Source organism: Azospirillum sp. TSH64 (assembly GCF_003116035.1).
Taxonomy (GTDB): Bacteria; Pseudomonadota; Alphaproteobacteria; order Azospirillales; family Azospirillaceae; genus Azospirillum.
The window spans coordinates 5,703,214-5,719,597 of the sequence record NZ_LGQW01000015.1; the positions used below are offsets into that span (position 1 = coordinate 5,703,214).

Annotated in this window: 17 protein-coding genes; 9 read left to right on the forward strand and 8 right to left on the reverse strand. The window is 71.1% G+C overall.

Going from position 1 to position 16,384, the window contains the following annotated elements; translation table 11 throughout:
* Positions 1–7: 7 nt before the first annotated feature.
* The 8 genes from TSH64_RS27315 to TSH64_RS27350 all read left to right on the forward strand — a co-directional run bounded on the left by TSH64_RS27315 (position 8) and on the right by TSH64_RS27350 (position 8,365).
* A complete protein-coding gene (locus tag TSH64_RS27315) occupies positions 8–1,645 on the forward strand; it encodes a hypothetical protein (RefSeq protein ID WP_109449893.1) in 1,638 nt (545 codons plus the stop codon).
* A complete protein-coding gene (locus tag TSH64_RS27320) occupies positions 1,633–3,162 on the forward strand; it encodes a GspE/PulE family protein (protein ID WP_109449895.1) in 1,530 nt (509 codons plus the stop codon). The genes TSH64_RS27315 and TSH64_RS27320 overlap by 13 nt, the downstream gene beginning before the upstream one ends.
* Positions 3,163–3,189: 27 nt before the next feature.
* Positions 3,190–3,669 (forward strand): hypothetical protein, encoded by a 480-nt coding sequence (locus TSH64_RS27325; RefSeq protein WP_109449897.1) that lies wholly within the window; start codon positions 3,190–3,192, stop codon positions 3,667–3,669.
* Between the two features lie 183 nt (positions 3,670–3,852).
* Positions 3,853–4,557: a hypothetical protein gene (locus TSH64_RS27330; protein ID WP_109453079.1), complete on the forward strand. Its 705-nt coding sequence runs from the start codon at positions 3,853–3,855 to the stop codon at positions 4,555–4,557.
* A 125-nt stretch (positions 4,558–4,682) separates the two neighbouring features.
* Positions 4,683–5,234, forward strand: coding sequence for a hypothetical protein (locus tag TSH64_RS27335; RefSeq protein ID WP_247873177.1), 552 nt, complete (start codon positions 4,683–4,685; stop codon positions 5,232–5,234).
* Positions 5,222–6,742: a hypothetical protein gene (locus TSH64_RS27340; protein WP_109449901.1), complete on the forward strand. Its 1,521-nt coding sequence runs from the start codon at positions 5,222–5,224 to the stop codon at positions 6,740–6,742. The genes TSH64_RS27335 and TSH64_RS27340 overlap by 13 nt, the downstream gene beginning before the upstream one ends.
* A 13-nt stretch (positions 6,743–6,755) precedes the next feature.
* A complete protein-coding gene (locus TSH64_RS27345; protein WP_109449903.1) occupies positions 6,756–7,937 on the forward strand; it encodes a type II secretion system F family protein in 1,182 nt (393 codons plus the stop codon).
* Positions 7,938–7,957: 20 nt separating this feature from the next.
* The gene (locus tag TSH64_RS27350; RefSeq protein ID WP_109449905.1) at positions 7,958–8,365 is read left to right on the forward strand and encodes a hypothetical protein; all 408 of its coding nucleotides are present in this window, start codon (positions 7,958–7,960) and stop codon (positions 8,363–8,365) included.
* 7 nt (positions 8,366–8,372) lie between these two features.
* On the opposite strand, the gene TSH64_RS27355 is transcribed toward TSH64_RS27350, so the two are convergent.
* Positions 8,373–8,864, reverse strand: coding sequence for a lytic transglycosylase domain-containing protein (locus tag TSH64_RS27355; RefSeq protein ID WP_199237678.1), 492 nt, complete (start codon positions 8,862–8,864; stop codon positions 8,373–8,375).
* Between the two features lie 192 nt (positions 8,865–9,056).
* Here TSH64_RS27355 and TSH64_RS27360 point away from each other — a divergent pair, with 192 nt between their 5' ends.
* Entirely contained in the window at positions 9,057–10,007 is a 951-nt protein-coding gene (locus TSH64_RS27360) for an MBL fold metallo-hydrolase (protein WP_109449907.1), read from the forward strand.
* An 18-nt stretch (positions 10,008–10,025) separates the two neighbouring features.
* Here the strand turns inward: TSH64_RS27360 and tyrS are convergent, their stop codons facing one another.
* The 7 genes from tyrS to TSH64_RS27395 all read right to left on the reverse strand — a co-directional run bounded on the left by tyrS (position 10,026) and on the right by TSH64_RS27395 (position 16,267).
* A complete protein-coding gene (gene tyrS / locus TSH64_RS27365) occupies positions 10,026–11,273 on the reverse strand; it encodes a tyrosine--tRNA ligase (protein ID WP_109449909.1) in 1,248 nt (415 codons plus the stop codon).
* A gap of 216 nt (positions 11,274–11,489) precedes the next feature.
* Positions 11,490–12,149, reverse strand: a complete 660-nt coding sequence (locus tag TSH64_RS27370) for a DUF882 domain-containing protein (RefSeq protein WP_098740568.1) — start codon at positions 12,147–12,149, stop codon at positions 11,490–11,492.
* Positions 12,150–12,266: 117 nt separating this feature from the next.
* Positions 12,267–13,082, reverse strand: coding sequence for a DNA repair protein RadC (gene radC, locus TSH64_RS27375; protein WP_247873178.1), 816 nt, complete (start codon positions 13,080–13,082; stop codon positions 12,267–12,269).
* Between the two features lie 162 nt (positions 13,083–13,244).
* The gene (locus tag TSH64_RS27380) at positions 13,245–13,808 is read right to left on the reverse strand and encodes a cytochrome b (protein WP_109449913.1); all 564 of its coding nucleotides are present in this window, start codon (positions 13,806–13,808) and stop codon (positions 13,245–13,247) included.
* 17 nt (positions 13,809–13,825) lie between these two features.
* A complete protein-coding gene (locus tag TSH64_RS27385; RefSeq protein WP_109449915.1) occupies positions 13,826–14,047 on the reverse strand; it encodes a hypothetical protein in 222 nt (73 codons plus the stop codon).
* Positions 14,048–14,111: 64 nt separating this feature from the next.
* Positions 14,112–15,557: an ATP-binding protein gene (locus TSH64_RS27390; protein WP_109449917.1), complete on the reverse strand. Its 1,446-nt coding sequence runs from the start codon at positions 15,555–15,557 to the stop codon at positions 14,112–14,114.
* Entirely contained in the window at positions 15,554–16,267 is a 714-nt protein-coding gene (locus tag TSH64_RS27395) for a response regulator transcription factor (protein WP_109449919.1), read from the reverse strand. The genes TSH64_RS27390 and TSH64_RS27395 overlap by 4 nt, the downstream gene beginning before the upstream one ends.
* Between the last annotated feature and the right edge of the window lie 117 nt (positions 16,268–16,384).

Here is a 16,384-nt window from a genome sequence, read left to right on the forward strand (position 1 = left end):
CCATGCCATGACATCGCTGATCCTGATGACGATCATGGCCATCTCGCTGGTGGCGACGACCGGCTACACCGCCTACACCATGGTCGACGCCTCGAACCGGATCAGCCAGGCGCAGCGAAGTGCCGCCGACATGCACCGGCTGGCGGCGCTGGTCGAGGCCAACCTGCGCGTTCTCGACAATGACGGAGTCGCCAGTCCGCCGGCGCCCGAGGATCCGCCTCCCCGTCCGGCAGGCGCCGCATCCGCAAAAGGGCAGGCATCGACCGGCAAGGCTGCGGCCAAGGAGCCGGTGCAGCCGGCCGGCACCCTGCCGCGCTGGCTGATGCCGGGCACCCGGACACCCTGGGGAGCGGTCTACGGCTATTGCGTGTTCGCTCCGGCATCGGACCGGGCGGCGGCGCAGCTCCGCACGGCGTCCTGGCCGGCGGGGGCGGCCGGCGGCGGGCGCAGCTACGTGGCGGCCGCACCCGCGGCTCCAACGGAGTTGGCCCGTGCCGGGGTGATCGCCGCGATCGTGGCGCCGCCGATCGGCTCGACCGCTCTGCCGGACTGCGCGGCCCTGACCTTCCGCGACGGCCGGATCGAGGTTGCCGAGGGCAGCGCCGTCGCCGTCACCCGCGGGGCTTCGGCCGATCTCGCAGCGCTGGCCGCCTCGGCGACCGTCACGCGCCATGTGGCGCCGACCGCGCAGGGCGATGCGACCGGGACCAGCCCGGCCGACGCCATGACCCTGTCGGCCGCGCTCGGCCATTGGCAGGCGACCCGGCCCTCGACCATGGTCCTGCGCCTCGCCCCCGGCCGGCACGAGCTTCCGGCGGCGCAGGTTCAGGCGCTGGCCGCTGATCAGGACGGCGGCCGGGCGGTGCGGCTGGTGCTGAAGGCGGAAGCGGCCGGAGTCGTGGTGTCCACCAACCCGCCGGACGTGGCGCTCCGGCTGCCGACCGATACCCGGATCGAGAATGTCGGCTTCGAGATGCCGGTCGAGGCGCTTCCCGGCACCCGGCTGACCTTCGCCGGCAACAACGCCATCTCGACCAACCGGGCCGCCGGGCTGCGGGTGGCGCATGCGCGGCTGGACGTCGCGGGCGGGAAGCTGACGGTGACGGCGCCCGGCGGCGACGGTGTGCTGGTCGACGGCGGCACCGCCCTGTTCCGCGACGCCGCCGTCGAGGTGACGGTGGGGGCCGGGCGCAGTGCGCTGGTGTCCTCGCTGGGGGCCGGCGTCACCTTCACGGCCGAGTCGCGGCGCCCGTCCTTGCAAGTCCATGGCAGGGGATTGCCGATGGCGGCGCTGCGCAGCGGCGGCGGCCAAGCCATCCTCGACCGGACCGACGTCGCCGTCGACAACGGCACCCCCTTCGGCATCGTCATCGAGAACGGACAGCTGGAGATGAAATCCTCCATCATCGGCGGGCCAGCGGCGCGGCCGGGCAGTGCCGGTGTCCTCGACCTCGGCGGGTCGCACGCGGTGGCAGACCCCAACAGCCACATCTGGTCGGCGCCCGGCGGCCGCTGCGCCCAGGGGGCGCTGTTTTCCCAGCAGGCTGTCGCGGGGGAGGGGGCGCGGGCCGTTTCCGGGGCCGCCGCATCGGGCGCGGTCCTGCCGTCGGTCGCCAACCGGGCGAGCTGGACATGCCGGTCCTGAAGCCGTCCGCCGCCTTCCGCGAGGAACTTGCCGGCTATTTGCTGCGCAAGGGGCTGGTGACGCGCGGCATCCTCGATGCGGCGATGGCGGAGCAGCGGGTGACCGGCGAACCGCTGGGCGCCATCCTGGTGCGCAACGGCTTCCTTGCCCGCGCCGACCTGGACGAGGCGAAGATCAGCCACGAGACCGCCCTGGAGACGCCGGAGGCGATGGGCGGCACGCCGATCCCGCTGCCGCTGCTGGAGCGGCACGCGATCATCGTCACCGGGCTCAGCGACGATGCGGTGCATGTGGCGACGCTGCACGACGAATCGGTCGCCGGCCGGGTGGCCGCCCGTTACTACCCCGGCCGGACGGTGCGCTTCAGCAGCTTCGTCCCCGACCAGTTCGACGAGTTCCTCGACCGCGTCCGCCGCGCCCAGTCCGGGCTGGAGGACAGCGATCCGGTGGAGCAGCTGGTGTCGCGCGCGGTGGAGGCCGGGGCGTCGGACATCCACATCCTGCCGCGCCGCAAGACCTGCAGCATCTTCCTGCGGGTGGACGGCATCCGCCGCCTGATGGACGAGACGGCATCGGCCACCGCCGCCACCATCGTCGCCCGGATCAAGGACCGCTCCGGCATGGATCTGGCGGAGCGGCGGCTGCCGCAGGAAGGGCGGTTCGAGGTCGAGCATCGCGGGCGGCCGGTCGATCTGCGCGTGACCACCGTGCCGTCGGTGGATGGCGAGATCATCGTCATGCGCATCCTGGACGTGGAGCGGGTGCAGCCGAACCTGGACCGGCTGGGCATCAGCCAGGTCGGCGACTGGCGCCGCGCGGTGGACCGCCGCCATGGGCTGTGCCTGGTCTGCGGGCCGACCGGATCCGGCAAGTCCACCACCCTGAGCGCGACCGTGCGCGAGATGGACCGGCTGGGCCGCGCCATCTACAGCATCGAGGATCCGGTGGAATACCGCATGGCCTATACGGGGCAGGTCAACGTCAATCCGGCGGTGAAGCTGGACTTCGCGCGGGTGGTCCGCACCTTCATGCGCGCCGATCCCGACGTGATCGTGCTGGGCGAGGTGCGCGACGAGGAAACCGCGCAGATCGCGGTGCGCGCCGCCGATACCGGCCACATGGTGCTGACCACCCTGCACACGGGATCGGTGAACGGGGCCATCGACCGGCTGCGCCATCTCGGCGTTCCGGCCCACGACATCAAGTCGCTGCTGCGCGGCGTTCTGGTCCAGTCGCTGGTCCGCACCCTCTGCCGGGCCTGCCATGGCGCCGGCTGCGCGGCCTGCGGCAATGCCGGCTATGCCGGGCGGACGGCCGTCAGCGAATGCGCGGTGTTCGACGAGCCAGCCGCGGTGGTCGCCGCGGCGAAGGGGGCAAGGAACTGGCGGTCGCTGTATGAGGATGCGGTCGCCAAATTCCACGCTGGCGTCACCACCGCGGCCGAACTGCGCCGCGTCTTCGGCAGCGAGGCCAAGGGTGTGGAGCAGCGCATGCCGGCGCCGCGGCCGAAGACGTGAGGCGGAAGACATGACACGTCGGCGGCGATGAACATCATCCAGGCGATCTTCGCCCTTGCCCTGATGGGCATGGTGGTGGCGGGCGGCATCCAGTACGTCAACCCTTCGGCCATGGCGAAAAGCCGCGTCGCCTCGCAGGCCGATTCCGGCTTTTCCGTGCTGGAGGGCGCCTATCGCAGCCGGCAGGCCAGCGGTGCCGCGGTGCCGGCCGCCGACGGATGGCAGGCGGCGCTGTTCCCGGCCTTCGGCACGATGCCGCCGGCGGTGTCGGGGCTGTCCTGGTCCTACGGCGTGCAGGCGGAGGGGACCTGGTTCTGCCTGTCCGGCCCGCTGTCCGGCGGCTCTGCCGGTGGAGTTGGCGGCGATCCGGTGACGGGGGCGCTGGCTTCGCTCGCCACCCGGCGGCCGGAGGGGCTGTACGAGGTGACGCGCACCTGCGGCGGGGCGGGGGGAGAGCCGGCGGGAACCATTGCCGCCACCCTGTGGATGCAGCGGACGGCGCGATAGGGGGCTGGCTCCGGTCCTCACGTTGTTTCAGCCCCGGCCATTGACCGCGGGGCGTCGGCGGGCATAGAGATGCTGCGGCGCCCTGTCCGTGCGTGGTACCTTGGACGGACTGTCGCCACCTCTTTCGGTCGAGTCGGGAAGGCAGGGGCGTTCTTGGGCAGCGGCGGTCTCGCGACCAATGTCTTGTACGGCTTCTTGGAAGGTGTGGAGCGCCGCGACGCCCTCGCCTATGCGCGCTCGTTCGCGCGGCGCACGGTGGGAAGCTCCGAACGCTGCTGGTACGCGGTCGAGCCGCTGTGGACCGGCTTCCTCTATGAAATCCACGAGGGCGGCCCCGGCCGATCCTTCCTGCCCGATCTGGTGACGGAGCTCGACGCCAATCCCGGCGGAATCGCGCTGGTGCCGTCGGGACGCCGGGTGTTCGAGCTGACGGTGCGCAATGGGCGTCCGGTCGGCGGGCTGCTGCCCGAGGCCAAGAGCCGGCAGGTCCAGCTTCAGATGGCGGCGATCCGGCCGACGGTGCCGGTCGACGGCAAGGCTTATGGCGTGGTGATCCCGCCCTGGGTGACAGCCGATCAGGTCAGGCTGCGCACCATCCGGGCGACGCGGCGGATGCGGCGGGTGTCGGCGCCGGTCTCGGTGCCGCTGGCGCTGTCGTCGGTCGGCTTCGCCGCCGGGCTGGGGCTGCTGACCACCGGCGGCGGGCTGTATTACTGGTCACCGCACCGCGTGCCGCAGCCGCAGGCCCTGACGTTGGAACAGATGCCCCACCGGCAGTGGGAGGCGGCGCTGGCCGCCATCGGTCCGGACAATTATGTCAGCAAGCTGGAATACCGCGACGGCAAATGGACCATCGAGATTGCGGGCCAGCCACCGAGTGCTCGCTGATGCTGTGGACGGTCGCCGATTTACCCATTCTCAAGCATAGCGCCGGGAGTATTGCCGCCGGACCTGATGGTCGCAACCGGCGGGCGGGAATGATGGCGGACCGGGTTTCCGGGATGATGAGACAGATGGCGGGAGCGGCCCTGCTGGCGGCGTCGCTGTCGGCCGGCCCACTGCTTCCCGCTGCCGCGCTGGCGGAGGAGAGCCCGTTCCTGCCGCCATCGGCCCGCCAGGACAATCTGGAGCGGCGCCTGCAACAGCGCATCGACAGCGCGGTGTCCGGGCTGGAGGAGCGGGTCGCCAAGGCGATGATCGATGCCCTCGATGGGCGCACGCGCGACGGTGCCCTGCCGCGGGCGGTCGAGGATGCGCTGGCCCGCCGGATGGCGGTGCCGGGCGGGACCTTGCCCGGTGGTGCCTCCGCCGGAGCGATGGCGCCGGGCGGACGCCGCCAGGGGGCGGCCCTGGCCGGCAGCCCGCCGGGGGCGCCGCCGCTGCCGCCGTTGCCCAACATGCCGGGGTCCGCCATGTCGGCGGCCGATCTGGTGCCGTCGGGCGCCACCTTCGTCGGCTGTCTCGACGGCCGCGCCTTTTTCCAGGACCGTGCCGGCACGCCGTTCCTGATCGACCCGCGCGCCTTCCCGGCGACGGGCGGGGGACCCGCCACATGCGCAAGATGACCGTGATCCGCAAGAGCGGCTTTCTGCTGCCCGCAATGCTGGGGCTGCTGGCCTCCTGTTCCCTGCCGGAGGTGGCCGAGCTGCCGAAGCGCGAGACGGTGGTCGCCGCCGCCGAGCAGCGCCTGACCGAGGACAACTCCCCGGCGGTGACCGAGGTGCCGGTGGGCCGCGGCATGCTGGTCGCCCAATCCCTGCGCCAGCCGCTGCCGGCCAGCCTCGCGGCGCGCCAGATCTCGGTCAGCTTCCCGTCGGGCGAGAACACGCTGGACCGGCTGACCAGCATGATGACCTATTCCGGCGTGCCGGTCGCCACCCGGTTCGAGGGCACCGACGGGGCGGCGATGCTGCGCCAGACCCTGCCGATCCGCGCCTTCACCGGCAGCTTCACCGATCTGGCCGGCGTGCTGGAGACCGGCATGGGCGTGGTGGCGTGGTGGCAGAACGGCACGCTGTTCCTCAGCAACCGCGACCGCTTCGCCTTCACCGTGCCGCAGAACCAGGCGGTCATCGATTCGGTGATGACCGACCTGAAGACGCTGGGCGCCACCGACATCACCCAGTCGCTGCGCGGCGGGCAGGTGGTCTTCTCCGCCTCGCCCACTGTCTACAGCGAGGTGATCCAGCCCTACATCGACCGGCTGCACCGCAACATGGCGATGGTGCGCATCCAGCTGGCGGTGGTCAGCCTGGGCCTGACCGACCAGTCGGCCAGCGGCTTCGACTGGAACGCGCTGGCCTTGCAGTTCAACCGGCTGCAATCGGGTGCCACCACGACGACCACCAACGGGACGACGACGGTCAACGGTGGGCTTGGCGGCACCGTCTCGGCGGGCCAGGCACCGATCTCGGTCAACATCTCCAACCCCGGCACGCTGCTGGGGGTCAGCGGCGTGTTCAATGTCGCCGGCGCCATCTCCTTCCTGTCGAAGTTCGGCAACACCGACACCCGCCAGAATGTCGAGGTGCACACCCTGTCGGGGGCGGAGGTGACGCTGCGCAGCGGCCAGACCATCCCCTATGTCACCGGGGTCGGCGTCACCGCCGTCGGCGGGCTCGGCACCACGACCGCCGCGACCGGCAACGCCGCGCTGAACTCGCCGGGGGTGGTGGGGTCGGCGCAGACCGGCACGGTCCAGACCGGGCTGACCATCAAGCTGACGCCGCATTTCGATGCCGACAACCAGATCGTCACCATCGACCTGAACCTGCTGCTGAACAACCTGATCGAGTTCCGCGACCTGAATGCCGGCAACCAGGTCGGCATCCTGACCCAGCCGGTGACGCAGGAGCAGGCGCTGAACGACATCGTGCGGGTGGTGGCCGGCAACACGGTGGTGCTGGGCGGCTTGCAGACCGACAGCCGCGGCTTCAGCGGCAACCAGCCGACGATGACCCGCGGGGCGATCGACAAGGGGGTGATCGGCAAGCAGGCGCAGGACATCAGCAAGGACGCGCTTTTCCTGATCCTGCGGCCGACCGTGACGGTCTTCCGTCCGGCCGCGCGCTGACGGGACGGCGGCGATGGCGTGGTTCGAGGTCAGGCTGCTCGCCGGCGGCCGTGCCCGCTCCATCGAGGTCGAGGCCGCCGACGAACGCCGCGCCCGCGATGCCATCAGCGGCCGGGGCCGCGTGCTGTCGGTGCGGCGACGGCTCAAGGTTGGCGGCTGGGGCCGGCCGCTCGACCGCAACGAACGGCACATCCTGTTCATCCGGCTGGCGGCGATGCTCGACTCGCGCGTCGGGTTGGCCGAGGCGCTGCGCCGCATCGCCGCCGCCTTCCGCGGGCGCATCCGCCGCACCGCCGAACGGATGGCCGACGCGGTGGAGCTGGGCGACGACCTTGCCGACGCCATGCTGCGCCAGCCGCGCAGCTTCCCGCCGGTGCTGGTGGCGCTGGTGCGGGCCGGCGGCTTCGGCGAGGGCACGCCGGCGGCACTCCGCACCGCCGCCGAGTTCGAGCGGCAGCTGGCCGGGGCGCGCCAGGGCTTCCGCTCCGGGCTGGCGCTGGCGGTGCTCTATGTCGTGACGTCGGGCGTGGTGATGGTCGGCACCTCCTTCGTCCTGACACCGCTCCTGCTCGAGACCGAGGTGTTCCGGCGGGCGGGCGAGGAGGTGAATGTCGACTGGGTCTATCTGCTGTCGAATTTGACCACCGGGCTGGTCGCGATTGTGCTGGCCGTGCTCGCCGTCCTGGGCGGGCTGGCGACCGTCGGCCGGCGGGCCGCACCGGAACAGGTCGACCGGCTGGTGATGGGGATCCCGCTCTACCGCGACATCGCGCTCGGCATCCAGCACCATGTGATCTTCCGCGAGCTGTCGCTGCTGGTGGCCGGCGGCGTGCCGATCGACCGGGCGCTGCGGCTGACCGCCGACGGCGCCCCCGCCGGTGCGCTGGCCGCCGACCTCATTGATGCGACGCGGGCGGTCGCCGCCGGGCTGCCCTGGACCGACGCCATGCGGGCGCTGCCGGGCACCGACCGCGCCTCCATCGCCGCGGCGGAGAACCGGGTCGAACTGGCGCAGAGCCTGTCGGCGCTGGCCGAGCAGTACCGCGACCTCTACCTGCACGCCGTCGCGGTGGCGGAACCGGTGCTGCGCGGCCTGTCCGTCGTGGTGGTCGGGGTGGCCGGCATCGTCATGTTCGGCCTGACCATCGTGCCGATCCTGCAACTCGCCGAGCACATCGCGCGGCAACCCTTTTAAGCCGAGGAAACTCCACCGCCATGACCGGCCCCCTCTTCGCCCCCGGATCGGCCCGCACCGCCTGCATCGCCCTGTCGGTCTGCGGCGTCCTGTTCGCCGGGGTCGGGGCGGCTTTGCATATCCGCAGCTATCTGCTGGGCGAGGCGGTGGCCGAGGGCGGCAGCCGGTCGGACGGCATCTGCCTGGGGGCGGCGCGCCGGATGGGCGGGGAACTGACGATGACGCCGGAGGGCTTGCGTGTCACGCTGCCGGACGCGGTCGACCAGCGGACCTCGCTGACCGACGCGTCGGGCCTGCTGGCCTTCTGCCCGGACATGACGCTGTCCTATTTCTGCATGGGGCTGTCCTGCGGTCCCGGTGGCGGTCTCGGTGGCGGCCCCGGCGGCAAGGTCGGCATGCAGGTGGAGTTGACGCGCAAGGCGCTTTAACGGGGGCTTATTTGGGCTGGCTGGACAGTGACTTCGCGGCTTCGATGACGCGCCGCAGGTAGCGGGCGTGGAACTCCGGCGTGCGGCTGTGATAGTTGCCGACGGCGGTCCAGAAATTCTCCCAGCCGACGGCGTCGATCTCCCGCCGCAGGATCCAGGCGGTGACCCGGATGTTGTAGCAGGGGTCGAAGGTCAGCGCCTGCTGCACCACCTCCGGCGGGACGCGGCCGGCGGCGATCACCGGGAACCAGATGCTGTTGATCTGCCCCGGCCCGCAATCCTTGGTGCCGTTGCTGTTGGCCGAGCAGGCGCCGGGCGTGCCCTGTTCCACCGCCAGGATCAGCCGCAGCGCATCGGCCGGCACCTGCCATTCCACCGCCGCCATGTCCAGGCAGTGCGGCGGGACGGCGGCGATGCCCTTCGGCGCGCGGTCGGCCAGGGCCGGGGTTGCGGCAACCAGCAGCGCGGATGCCAGCAGTGCGGCAATATCGAAACGCACCCACCGTCTCACCCGATGCCTCCCCCCGCGACCAGACGCATGCATGAGAAGGCGGCGGCGCCCGCTAACAACCGGTTAATTCAAACGCATTGCATGGTTTCAAGTGAAACGATATGGTTTGCCCAACCGATCAATGACGGCCGTGCGTCCCTGGAGGGTTGGGGGTATCGGCCGCGCCTGTGGAGAAAACGGATGTCCAAGAACTTCGCTTCGCACGCCGACCTGGACGAGAAGACCATCAGTTTCGACAAGCTGTCGGACAACGCCTATGCCTACACGGCGGAGGGCGATCCCAACACCGGCATCGTCATCGGCGACGATGCGGTGATGGTGATCGACACCCAGGCGACGCCGGTGATGGCGCAGGATGTCATCCGCCGCATCCGCGAGGTCACCGACAAGCCGATCCGCCATGTCGTGCTGTCGCATTACCATGCGGTGCGCGTGCTGGGCGCCTCGGGCTATGCGCCGGAGCAGATCATCGCCAGCGAGGACACCCGCGACCTGATCGTCGAGCGCGGCGAGGCCGACATGGCGAGCGAGATCGGCCGCTTCCCGCGCCTGTTCCGCGCCGTCGAGTCCGTCCCCGGCCTGACTTGGCCGACCATCACCTTCCGTGGCCACATGACGATGTGGCTGGGTTCGCTGGAGGTGCAGTTGCTGCAACTCGGCCGTGGCCACAGCAAGGGCGACACGGTGGTGTGGCTGCCGCAGCAGAAGATCCTGTTCTCGGGCGACCTCGTCGAATATGGCGCCACGCCCTATTGCGGCGACGCCTATTTCACCGACTGGCCGGCGACGCTCGACGCCCTCGCCGCGCTGAAGCCGGAGAAGCTGGTGCCCGGCCGCGGTGCCGCCCTGACCACGGCGGAACAGGTGCAGGAGGGGCTGCGCGGCACCCGCGCCTTCACCAGCGACCTGTTCGAGCTGGTCAAGCAGGGGGTCGCGGCCGGCAAGGACCTGCGCGCCATCTACAAGGACACCTACGCCGCGCTGAAGCCGAAATTCAGCCACTGGGTGATCTTCGACCATTGCATGCCGTTCAACGTCACCCGCGCCTATGACGAGGCGACCGGCCATGTCGATCCGCGCATCTGGACCGCCGAGCGCGACATGGAGATGTGGCGCCAGCTGGAGGGCTGACGCCACCTTTACCCATCCTCACGTGGTGACGATCAGGCGGACATGACGCTTGCGGCCGGCCGACAGCACGGCCGGCGCGGTCAGCGTCGCCGCCTCGTCGGTCACCGGCCGGCCGTCCAGCCGGGCGCCGCCCTCGCGGATCAGGCGGCGCGCCGCCCCCTTGGAGGCCGACAGGCCGGCCGCCACCAGCGCATCGACCAGCGGCACGCCGCCGCTCCCCTCGGCAAGCCGCAGGATGACTTCCGGCAGTCCGTCGCCATTGGGGGCGAAGGGGCTGCCGGCCGCCGACGCCGCCCGTTCCGCCTCCACGGCGCCATGGCACAGGCGGGTCGCCTCGGTCGCCAGGACGATCTTCGCCTCGTTGATCTCAGCACCCCCCAGCCGCTCCAGCCGGGCGATCTCGTCGAGCGGCAGTTCGGTGAACAGGCGCAGGAAACGGCCGACATCGGCGTCCTCGGTGTTGCGCCAGAACTGCCAGAAATCGAAGGGGCTGCGCGCGTCGGCGTTCAGCCACACCGCACCGCCGGCGGTCTTGCCCATCTTGGTGCCCGACGCCGTGGTCAGCAGCGGCGTGGTCAGGCCGAACAGCTCGCGCCGCTCGACCCGGCGGGCCAGCTCGATGCCGTTGACGATGTTGCCCCACTGGTCGGACCCGCCCATCTGCAACAGGCAGCCGTGGCGGCGCGACAGCTCCAGGAAATCATAGGCCTGGAGGATCATGTAGTTGAACTCCAGGAAGGTCAGCGGCTGCTCGCGCTCCATCCGCTGGCGCACCGACTCGAAGCTCAGCATGCGGTTGATGGTGAAATGGCGGCCGACGTCGCGCAGGAAGGGCACGTAATCCAGCCCGTCCAGCCAGTCGGCATTGTCCACCATGACGGCGTCCGCCGGGCCGTCCCCGAAGGTCAGGTACTGGCCGAAGACGCTGCGCAGGCCGGCGGCGTTCGCGGCGATCTGCGCCTCGTCCAGCATCGGGCGGCTGGTGTCGCGGAAGCTGGGATCGCCGATCCGGGTGGTGCCGCCGCCGATCAGCACGATGGGGCGGTTGCCGGTGCGCTGAAGCCAGCGCAGCGCCATGATCGACAGCAGATGCCCGACATGCAGGCTGGCCGCCGTGGCGTCGTAGCCGACATAGGCGGTCAGCGCCCCGCCCGGCGCCGCGGCGGCGAGGCCCGACAGGTCGTCGGCCGGATCGCTGCATTGGTGGAGGAAGCCGCGCTCGCGCAGGATGCGCAGGAACTCGGCAGCATTGGAGTGGGTCGGCATCGAAGACGTCTCTACGGTTGGCCGGGCCGTCCGGAGACTGTCTCTGTATGGGGAGAGAACCATGGCCGCCGGACTTGCGACGGCATGGTTTCGGGTATGACCGATCGACGCCGCGCTATGTGAGCGGCGGATAATACATCGGGGCAGTGAGGGCGATGCGGTCGGTCATGGTGCACTCCCTACACCGGCATGAGGGAAAGGTCCAGCCTTGGACGATCACTTCCGTCCAAGCATCTGGCGGCGGGCGATGGCCCGGTGCAGCTGCATGCGCTGCGACACCGTGCGCAGGCGGGTGCTGCGGGCGCCGGGGGCGAACAGACCGTCCAGGTTCTGGCCGAACATCTCCCAACTGCGCAACGGGCCGGTGTCGATGTGCAGGAAGTGGGAGCGCGGATACCAGCCCACCCCGCCGCGCTTCAGGTCGAGCGCGCTGCGGTGCGCATCGGGCAGGCGCGACGGCAGGGTGACGTCCAGCGCGCGGCCCAGCAGGTGCTGGCTGTGCTCCGCCACGCCCAGGCTGCGGGCGGCCAGCATGGCGTTGGTTTCCGGCGTGCGGAAGGCCGACAGGATGGTCGCCTTGGACTGGCCCACCGCCTCCAGGATATCGGCCAGGAAGTCGAGCGTGCCGACGTCGACCGGCCCCTCCTTGTTGGCGCGGTGGTCGCGCAGGAATTTGCCGAGGTCGGCCATCGCGTCGGGCAGCGGGCCGTCGGCGTCGCGGTAGGGGCCGTCGAAGGTCTCTCCGGTGTGCTGGTTGGTCAGGGTCAGGCGGCGCGGGGCGGCGGGGGCGGCCATCGCGCGGTCGGACATCAGCACCAGGGCGCCGCACCCGATCAGCAGGCTGCGGCGCTTCAGGGAGAGGGGCGAGGAGGACATGCGGTCGGTCGATCTTTCGGCGGGGCAGCGTCAGGTCAACAAAATGGCGACCGATTCGCAAATGCAAAGTGGCGGCGCATGGCGCGGCTGCATGGCAAGCAGGGGATGAGGAGCGGGTTACAGCAGGCGCTGCGCCTTGAAGCTGGTGTGCCGGCCGCCCTTGCCGATCACCAGATGGTCGTGCACGACGAGCCCCACGGCGTTGGCGGCGCGGACGATCTCCTTGGTCATCTCAATGTCGGCGCGGCTGGGGGTGGGGTCGCCGGAGGGGTGGTTGTGCACCAGGATCACGGCGGCAGCCGACAGCTCCAGTGCGCGCTTCACCACCTCGCGCGGGTAGACCGGGGTGTGGTCGATGGTGCCGCGCTGCTGCACCTCGTCGGCGATCAGCTTGTTCTTGCGGTCGAGGAACAGCAGGCGGAACTGCTCGGTCGGCTCATGCGCCATGGCGGCGGCGCAATAGTCGATCAGCGCCTGCCAGGAGGCCAGCACCGGCCGGTCGATCACCCGCTGCTGCAAGGCGCGCAGGGCCGCCGCCCCGACGATGCGCACGGTGGCGACGGCATTGTCGGTGCCGAGCGACACGCCGTCCGCCTTCAGGCCGCGCAGCCGTTCCGGCGGGGCGTTGACCACCCCCCACAGGTCGCCGAAGGTCCGGATCAGCAGCTTGGCCAGCGGCCTCACATTGCGCCGCGGGCTGGCGGCGAACAGCACCATCTCCAGCAGCTCGTAATCCTCCAGCGCGTCCGGACCGCGGTCGAGGAAGCGGCGGCGCAGCCGTTCGCGATGGTCGAGATAATGGGGATCCTCGGCGGCGGCCTCATCGTCGGCGTCGCCAGCGGCATCGGGGGCGGGATCGGGGGTGGAGCCGGCGGTCGAGGCCAGCAGGTCGGGGAAGGGCAGGAGGCCGGCGCCTTGGCCGGCATCGTCCATTTCCGCTCCGCCTGCCGCACGTCCGGTCTTCCGGCCGCGTCCTGTCGTCTTGCGTTCTGCCATCGCCCATCGCCATGCATATGTATGGCAAAGACTATAGCGTCTGGATGCGCGAGCGCACAGGGATGGCGCTCGCATGGGTGGAGAAAGACGGCTGCGGGATCAGTCGGCGAGGCCGGGCTGGCTGCGTCCATGGCGGCCCGGCAGCATGCGGGCCAGTACGCCGTCGCGGCGGACGAAATGGTGCCACAGCGCCGCCGCCGCATGCAGGGCGGCAAGGGCAAGGATCAGGTTGGCGCCAAGCTCGTGGATCTCCTTCACCGAGCGGCCAAGCGTGCGGTCGGCCTCGACGGGGGAGGGGATGGTGAACAGGCCGAAGAAGGTCAGCGTGTCGCCGCGCAGCCAGGTCAGCACCACGCCCACCAGCGGGATCGCCAGCATCAGGGCGTAGAGGCCGAAATGGACGAGTTGCGAGGCGCCGCGTTCGGCCGGCGTCATCTCCGGCGGCAGGGCGGGGGTGCCGCGGGTCAGGCGCAGCACGATCCGCGCCAGCACCAGCCCGAGCAGGCCCAGGCCGAAGGAGATGTGCAGCCACCAGATCGTGGCCCGCATGGGGTGCCCGCGCTCGTAGAAATCCTCGCCGAAGGTCAGCAGATAGAGGCCGACGATCAGCAGGGCGATCAGCCAGTGCAGGGTCTTCTGGGTGGTGCTGTAGGTGGTGGGCATCTGGAACGCGCCTCCGTTCAGGCGGTGATGTTGAGCGTGCGGCCGCGGTTGGGGTCCGCCGGCAGGCTGGGGGTGGCGCTGCGCTGCTCGGTGGACTGGGCGCTGGCGCTCTCGCGGGTGTCGTTGTCGCGGTCGCCGTCGCTGTCGATCCCGGCCGTGGCCGTCGCGGTCGCGGACGGGCGGCTCTGGAGCGGTGACGGCATCGTCGGCAGGGCGGTCGGGGAGGTGGCGGACAGCATCGGCGGTCATCCTGGCAAGGGCGGAAAGTCCCCACCGGTCTAGACCGCCAAGCTTACATGGTGCTTACGGGGCGCCTGTGACGGCGGGACTCGTCCGCACTGCGTCGCTTCGCCGCGGCATGGGCGGGAAATGCAGGGTGAAGGTGGCGCCGCCGCCGGGGGTGTCCTCGACCGCGATGCCGCCGCCATGCGCCTGCATGGTGCGCGCGACGATGGACAGGCCCAGCCCGGCCCCGCCTGTTCCGTCAACATGCGTTCCGGCGCCGTGGCGGCTGTCGCGCCCGCCCTGCCAGAAGCGCTCGAACACGCGGGTCCGCTGGTCCGGCGGGATGCCGGGGCCGCGGTCGATCACCCGCAGCAGCGGCCCGCCGTCGGCGGACTGCGCCAGCTCCAGGCTGACCGTGCTGCCGGCCGGGGCATGGCAGACGGCGTTCTCCACCAGATTGCGCAGGGCGCGGAACAGCGGGTCATGTGCGCCACGCACCGGCAGCGCCCGCTCGTCGCCGATCACCTCGATCAGGCGGCCCTTGCCGAGCGCCAGCGGGGCGAGATGGGCGGCGGCCTCCACCGCAAGCCGGGACAGATCGACCGACTCGTCGGGGGCGATGCGCAGGGCGTCCAGCCGCGCCAGATCGAGCAGCTGGTCGACCAGCCGCGCCATGCCGGCGACATCCTCGCGAATCGGGGCGCCCGCGGTGCCGATCAGCGCCAGATGGGCGTCCAGCACCGCCAGCGGCGTGCGCAGCTCGTGCGCGGCGTCGGCGATGAAGCCGCGCTGCGCCTCGTAACCGGCCTCCAGCCGGTCGAGCGCCTGATTGACGGCGCGGACAAGCGGCAGCACCTCGCGCGGCATGCCCTGCTCCGGCAGCCGTTCCGACACGCTGTCCGGTCCGATCTCGGCAGCACGGGCCGAGGCGCGGCGCAGCGGGCGCAGGCCGCGGTGGATGATGACCAGATTGACGATGATCAGCACCAGGGCGAAGGGCAGCCAGATCCAGCCGAAATGCTCGACGAACTCCTCTAGCAGCCATTCGATGTGCAGCTCCTCCTCGCCGGAGGCCACCTGGATCCAATAGGCCCGGCCGCCGACCTCGATGCGGTGGCTGAGGCCGTAGAGCGGCGGCTCGCCGTTCTGCGCCGGCACGCGGAAGACGCTGCGCGGCCGTTCGGTCGCGCCAGGGTCGAGCGGACCGTCGACACCGCTGGAGCCGAGCAGCAGCCGGCCCCCGCCATCGACCAGGGCGAAGGAGGCGGCATTCACCCGCAGCATCGCCTGGACCGGCTCGGACAGGGCGGTGTTCACCGTGCCGTCCGGGCCGCGCACCGCCTTCTCGATCACGCGGGCGACGCCGGACAGGGTGCGCTGGCGCATCCGGTCGTGGGTGCCCTTGAACTCGACATAGAGCAGCAACGCCGTGGTGGCGACGGCCAGCAGCGTGACCAGCACCAGCCAGCGCGCGATGGATGCCAGGAGCGACGGCGGGCGCCCTTTGTCCGCGCCGCCGCTCATTGCCCGCTCTCCGCGCCGGCCTCCGCCCCCTTCTCCGCAGGCACTTCGGTCAGGATGTAGCCGATGCCGCGCAGGGTCTGGACGCCGGCGGTGGCGCCCGCGGCAAGCAGCCGCTTGCGCAGCCGGTGGATCAGCACCTCGACCGCATTCGACCCGACCTCCTCGCCGAAGCCGTAGAGGCCGTTTTCCAGCGCCGCCTTCGACACCACCCGGCCGGCGCGGCGCAGCAGCAGTTCCAGCGCGTCCAGCTCGCGCCGGCTGAGGTCCAGCGGCCTGCCGGCGACGCTGGCCAGCCGGGCCGCCGAATCGAAGGCGAGGTTCCCCTGTTGCAGCACCATGCCCAGCGCCGCCCCCGGCCGGCGCAGCAGGGCGCGGATGCGGGCGACCAGCTCCTCCAGCGCGAAGGGCTTCACCAGATAATCGTCGGCCCCCAGATTCAACCCCCTGACCCGGTCGTCCACGCAATCGCGGGCGGTCAGGATCAGCACCGGGGTGGCGTCGGCGCGGGCGCGCAGGGCCGACAGCAGCGTCAGCCCGTCGGCATCGGGCAGCCCAAGATCGAGCAGCACGGCATCGAAGCCGGTGACGGCCAGGGCGGCCGACGCATCCTCCGCACTGTAGACGAGGTCGACGGCGAAGCCGGCCTTGCCCAGCCCTTCGGCGGTCAGGGCGGCCAGCCGGCGGTTGTCTTCGATCAGCAGCAGCCGCAAAGGGAAATTCCCGGAACCGGTGGGCGGGTGGCCGCGACTCTCCGCCTTTTGCCCGGCGACCGCAAGCCGGGCAGCAAAAAGGGCCTTCCCCCGCATGCCGGCGCAGGAAGGCCCCTT

Coding starts and splice junctions, on each gene's coding strand:
- TSH64_RS27315 (WP_109449893.1), top strand. CDS start 8: ATGACATCGCTGATCCTGATGACGATCATGGCCATCTCGCTGGTGGCG.
- TSH64_RS27320 (WP_109449895.1), top strand. CDS start 1,633: ATGCCGGTCCTGAAGCCGTCCGCCGCCTTCCGCGAGGAACTTGCCGGC.
- TSH64_RS27325 (WP_109449897.1), top strand. CDS start 3,190: ATGAACATCATCCAGGCGATCTTCGCCCTTGCCCTGATGGGCATGGTG.
- TSH64_RS27335 (WP_247873177.1), top strand. CDS start 4,683: ATGGCGGGAGCGGCCCTGCTGGCGGCGTCGCTGTCGGCCGGCCCACTG.
- TSH64_RS27340 (WP_109449901.1), top strand. CDS start 5,222: ATGCGCAAGATGACCGTGATCCGCAAGAGCGGCTTTCTGCTGCCCGCA.
- TSH64_RS27345 (WP_109449903.1), top strand. CDS start 6,756: ATGGCGTGGTTCGAGGTCAGGCTGCTCGCCGGCGGCCGTGCCCGCTCC.
- TSH64_RS27350 (WP_109449905.1), top strand. CDS start 7,958: ATGACCGGCCCCCTCTTCGCCCCCGGATCGGCCCGCACCGCCTGCATC.
- TSH64_RS27360 (WP_109449907.1), top strand. CDS start 9,057: ATGTCCAAGAACTTCGCTTCGCACGCCGACCTGGACGAGAAGACCATC.
- tyrS (WP_109449909.1), bottom strand. CDS start 11,273: ATGCCGACCCACTCCAATGCTGCCGAGTTCCTGCGCATCCTGCGCGAG.
- TSH64_RS27370 (WP_098740568.1), bottom strand. CDS start 12,149: ATGTCCTCCTCGCCCCTCTCCCTGAAGCGCCGCAGCCTGCTGATCGGG.
- radC (WP_247873178.1), bottom strand. CDS start 13,082: ATGGACGATGCCGGCCAAGGCGCCGGCCTCCTGCCCTTCCCCGACCTG.
- TSH64_RS27380 (WP_109449913.1), bottom strand. CDS start 13,808: ATGCCCACCACCTACAGCACCACCCAGAAGACCCTGCACTGGCTGATC.
- TSH64_RS27385 (WP_109449915.1), bottom strand. CDS start 14,047: ATGCTGTCCGCCACCTCCCCGACCGCCCTGCCGACGATGCCGTCACCG.
- TSH64_RS27390 (WP_109449917.1), bottom strand. CDS start 15,557: ATGAGCGGCGGCGCGGACAAAGGGCGCCCGCCGTCGCTCCTGGCATCC.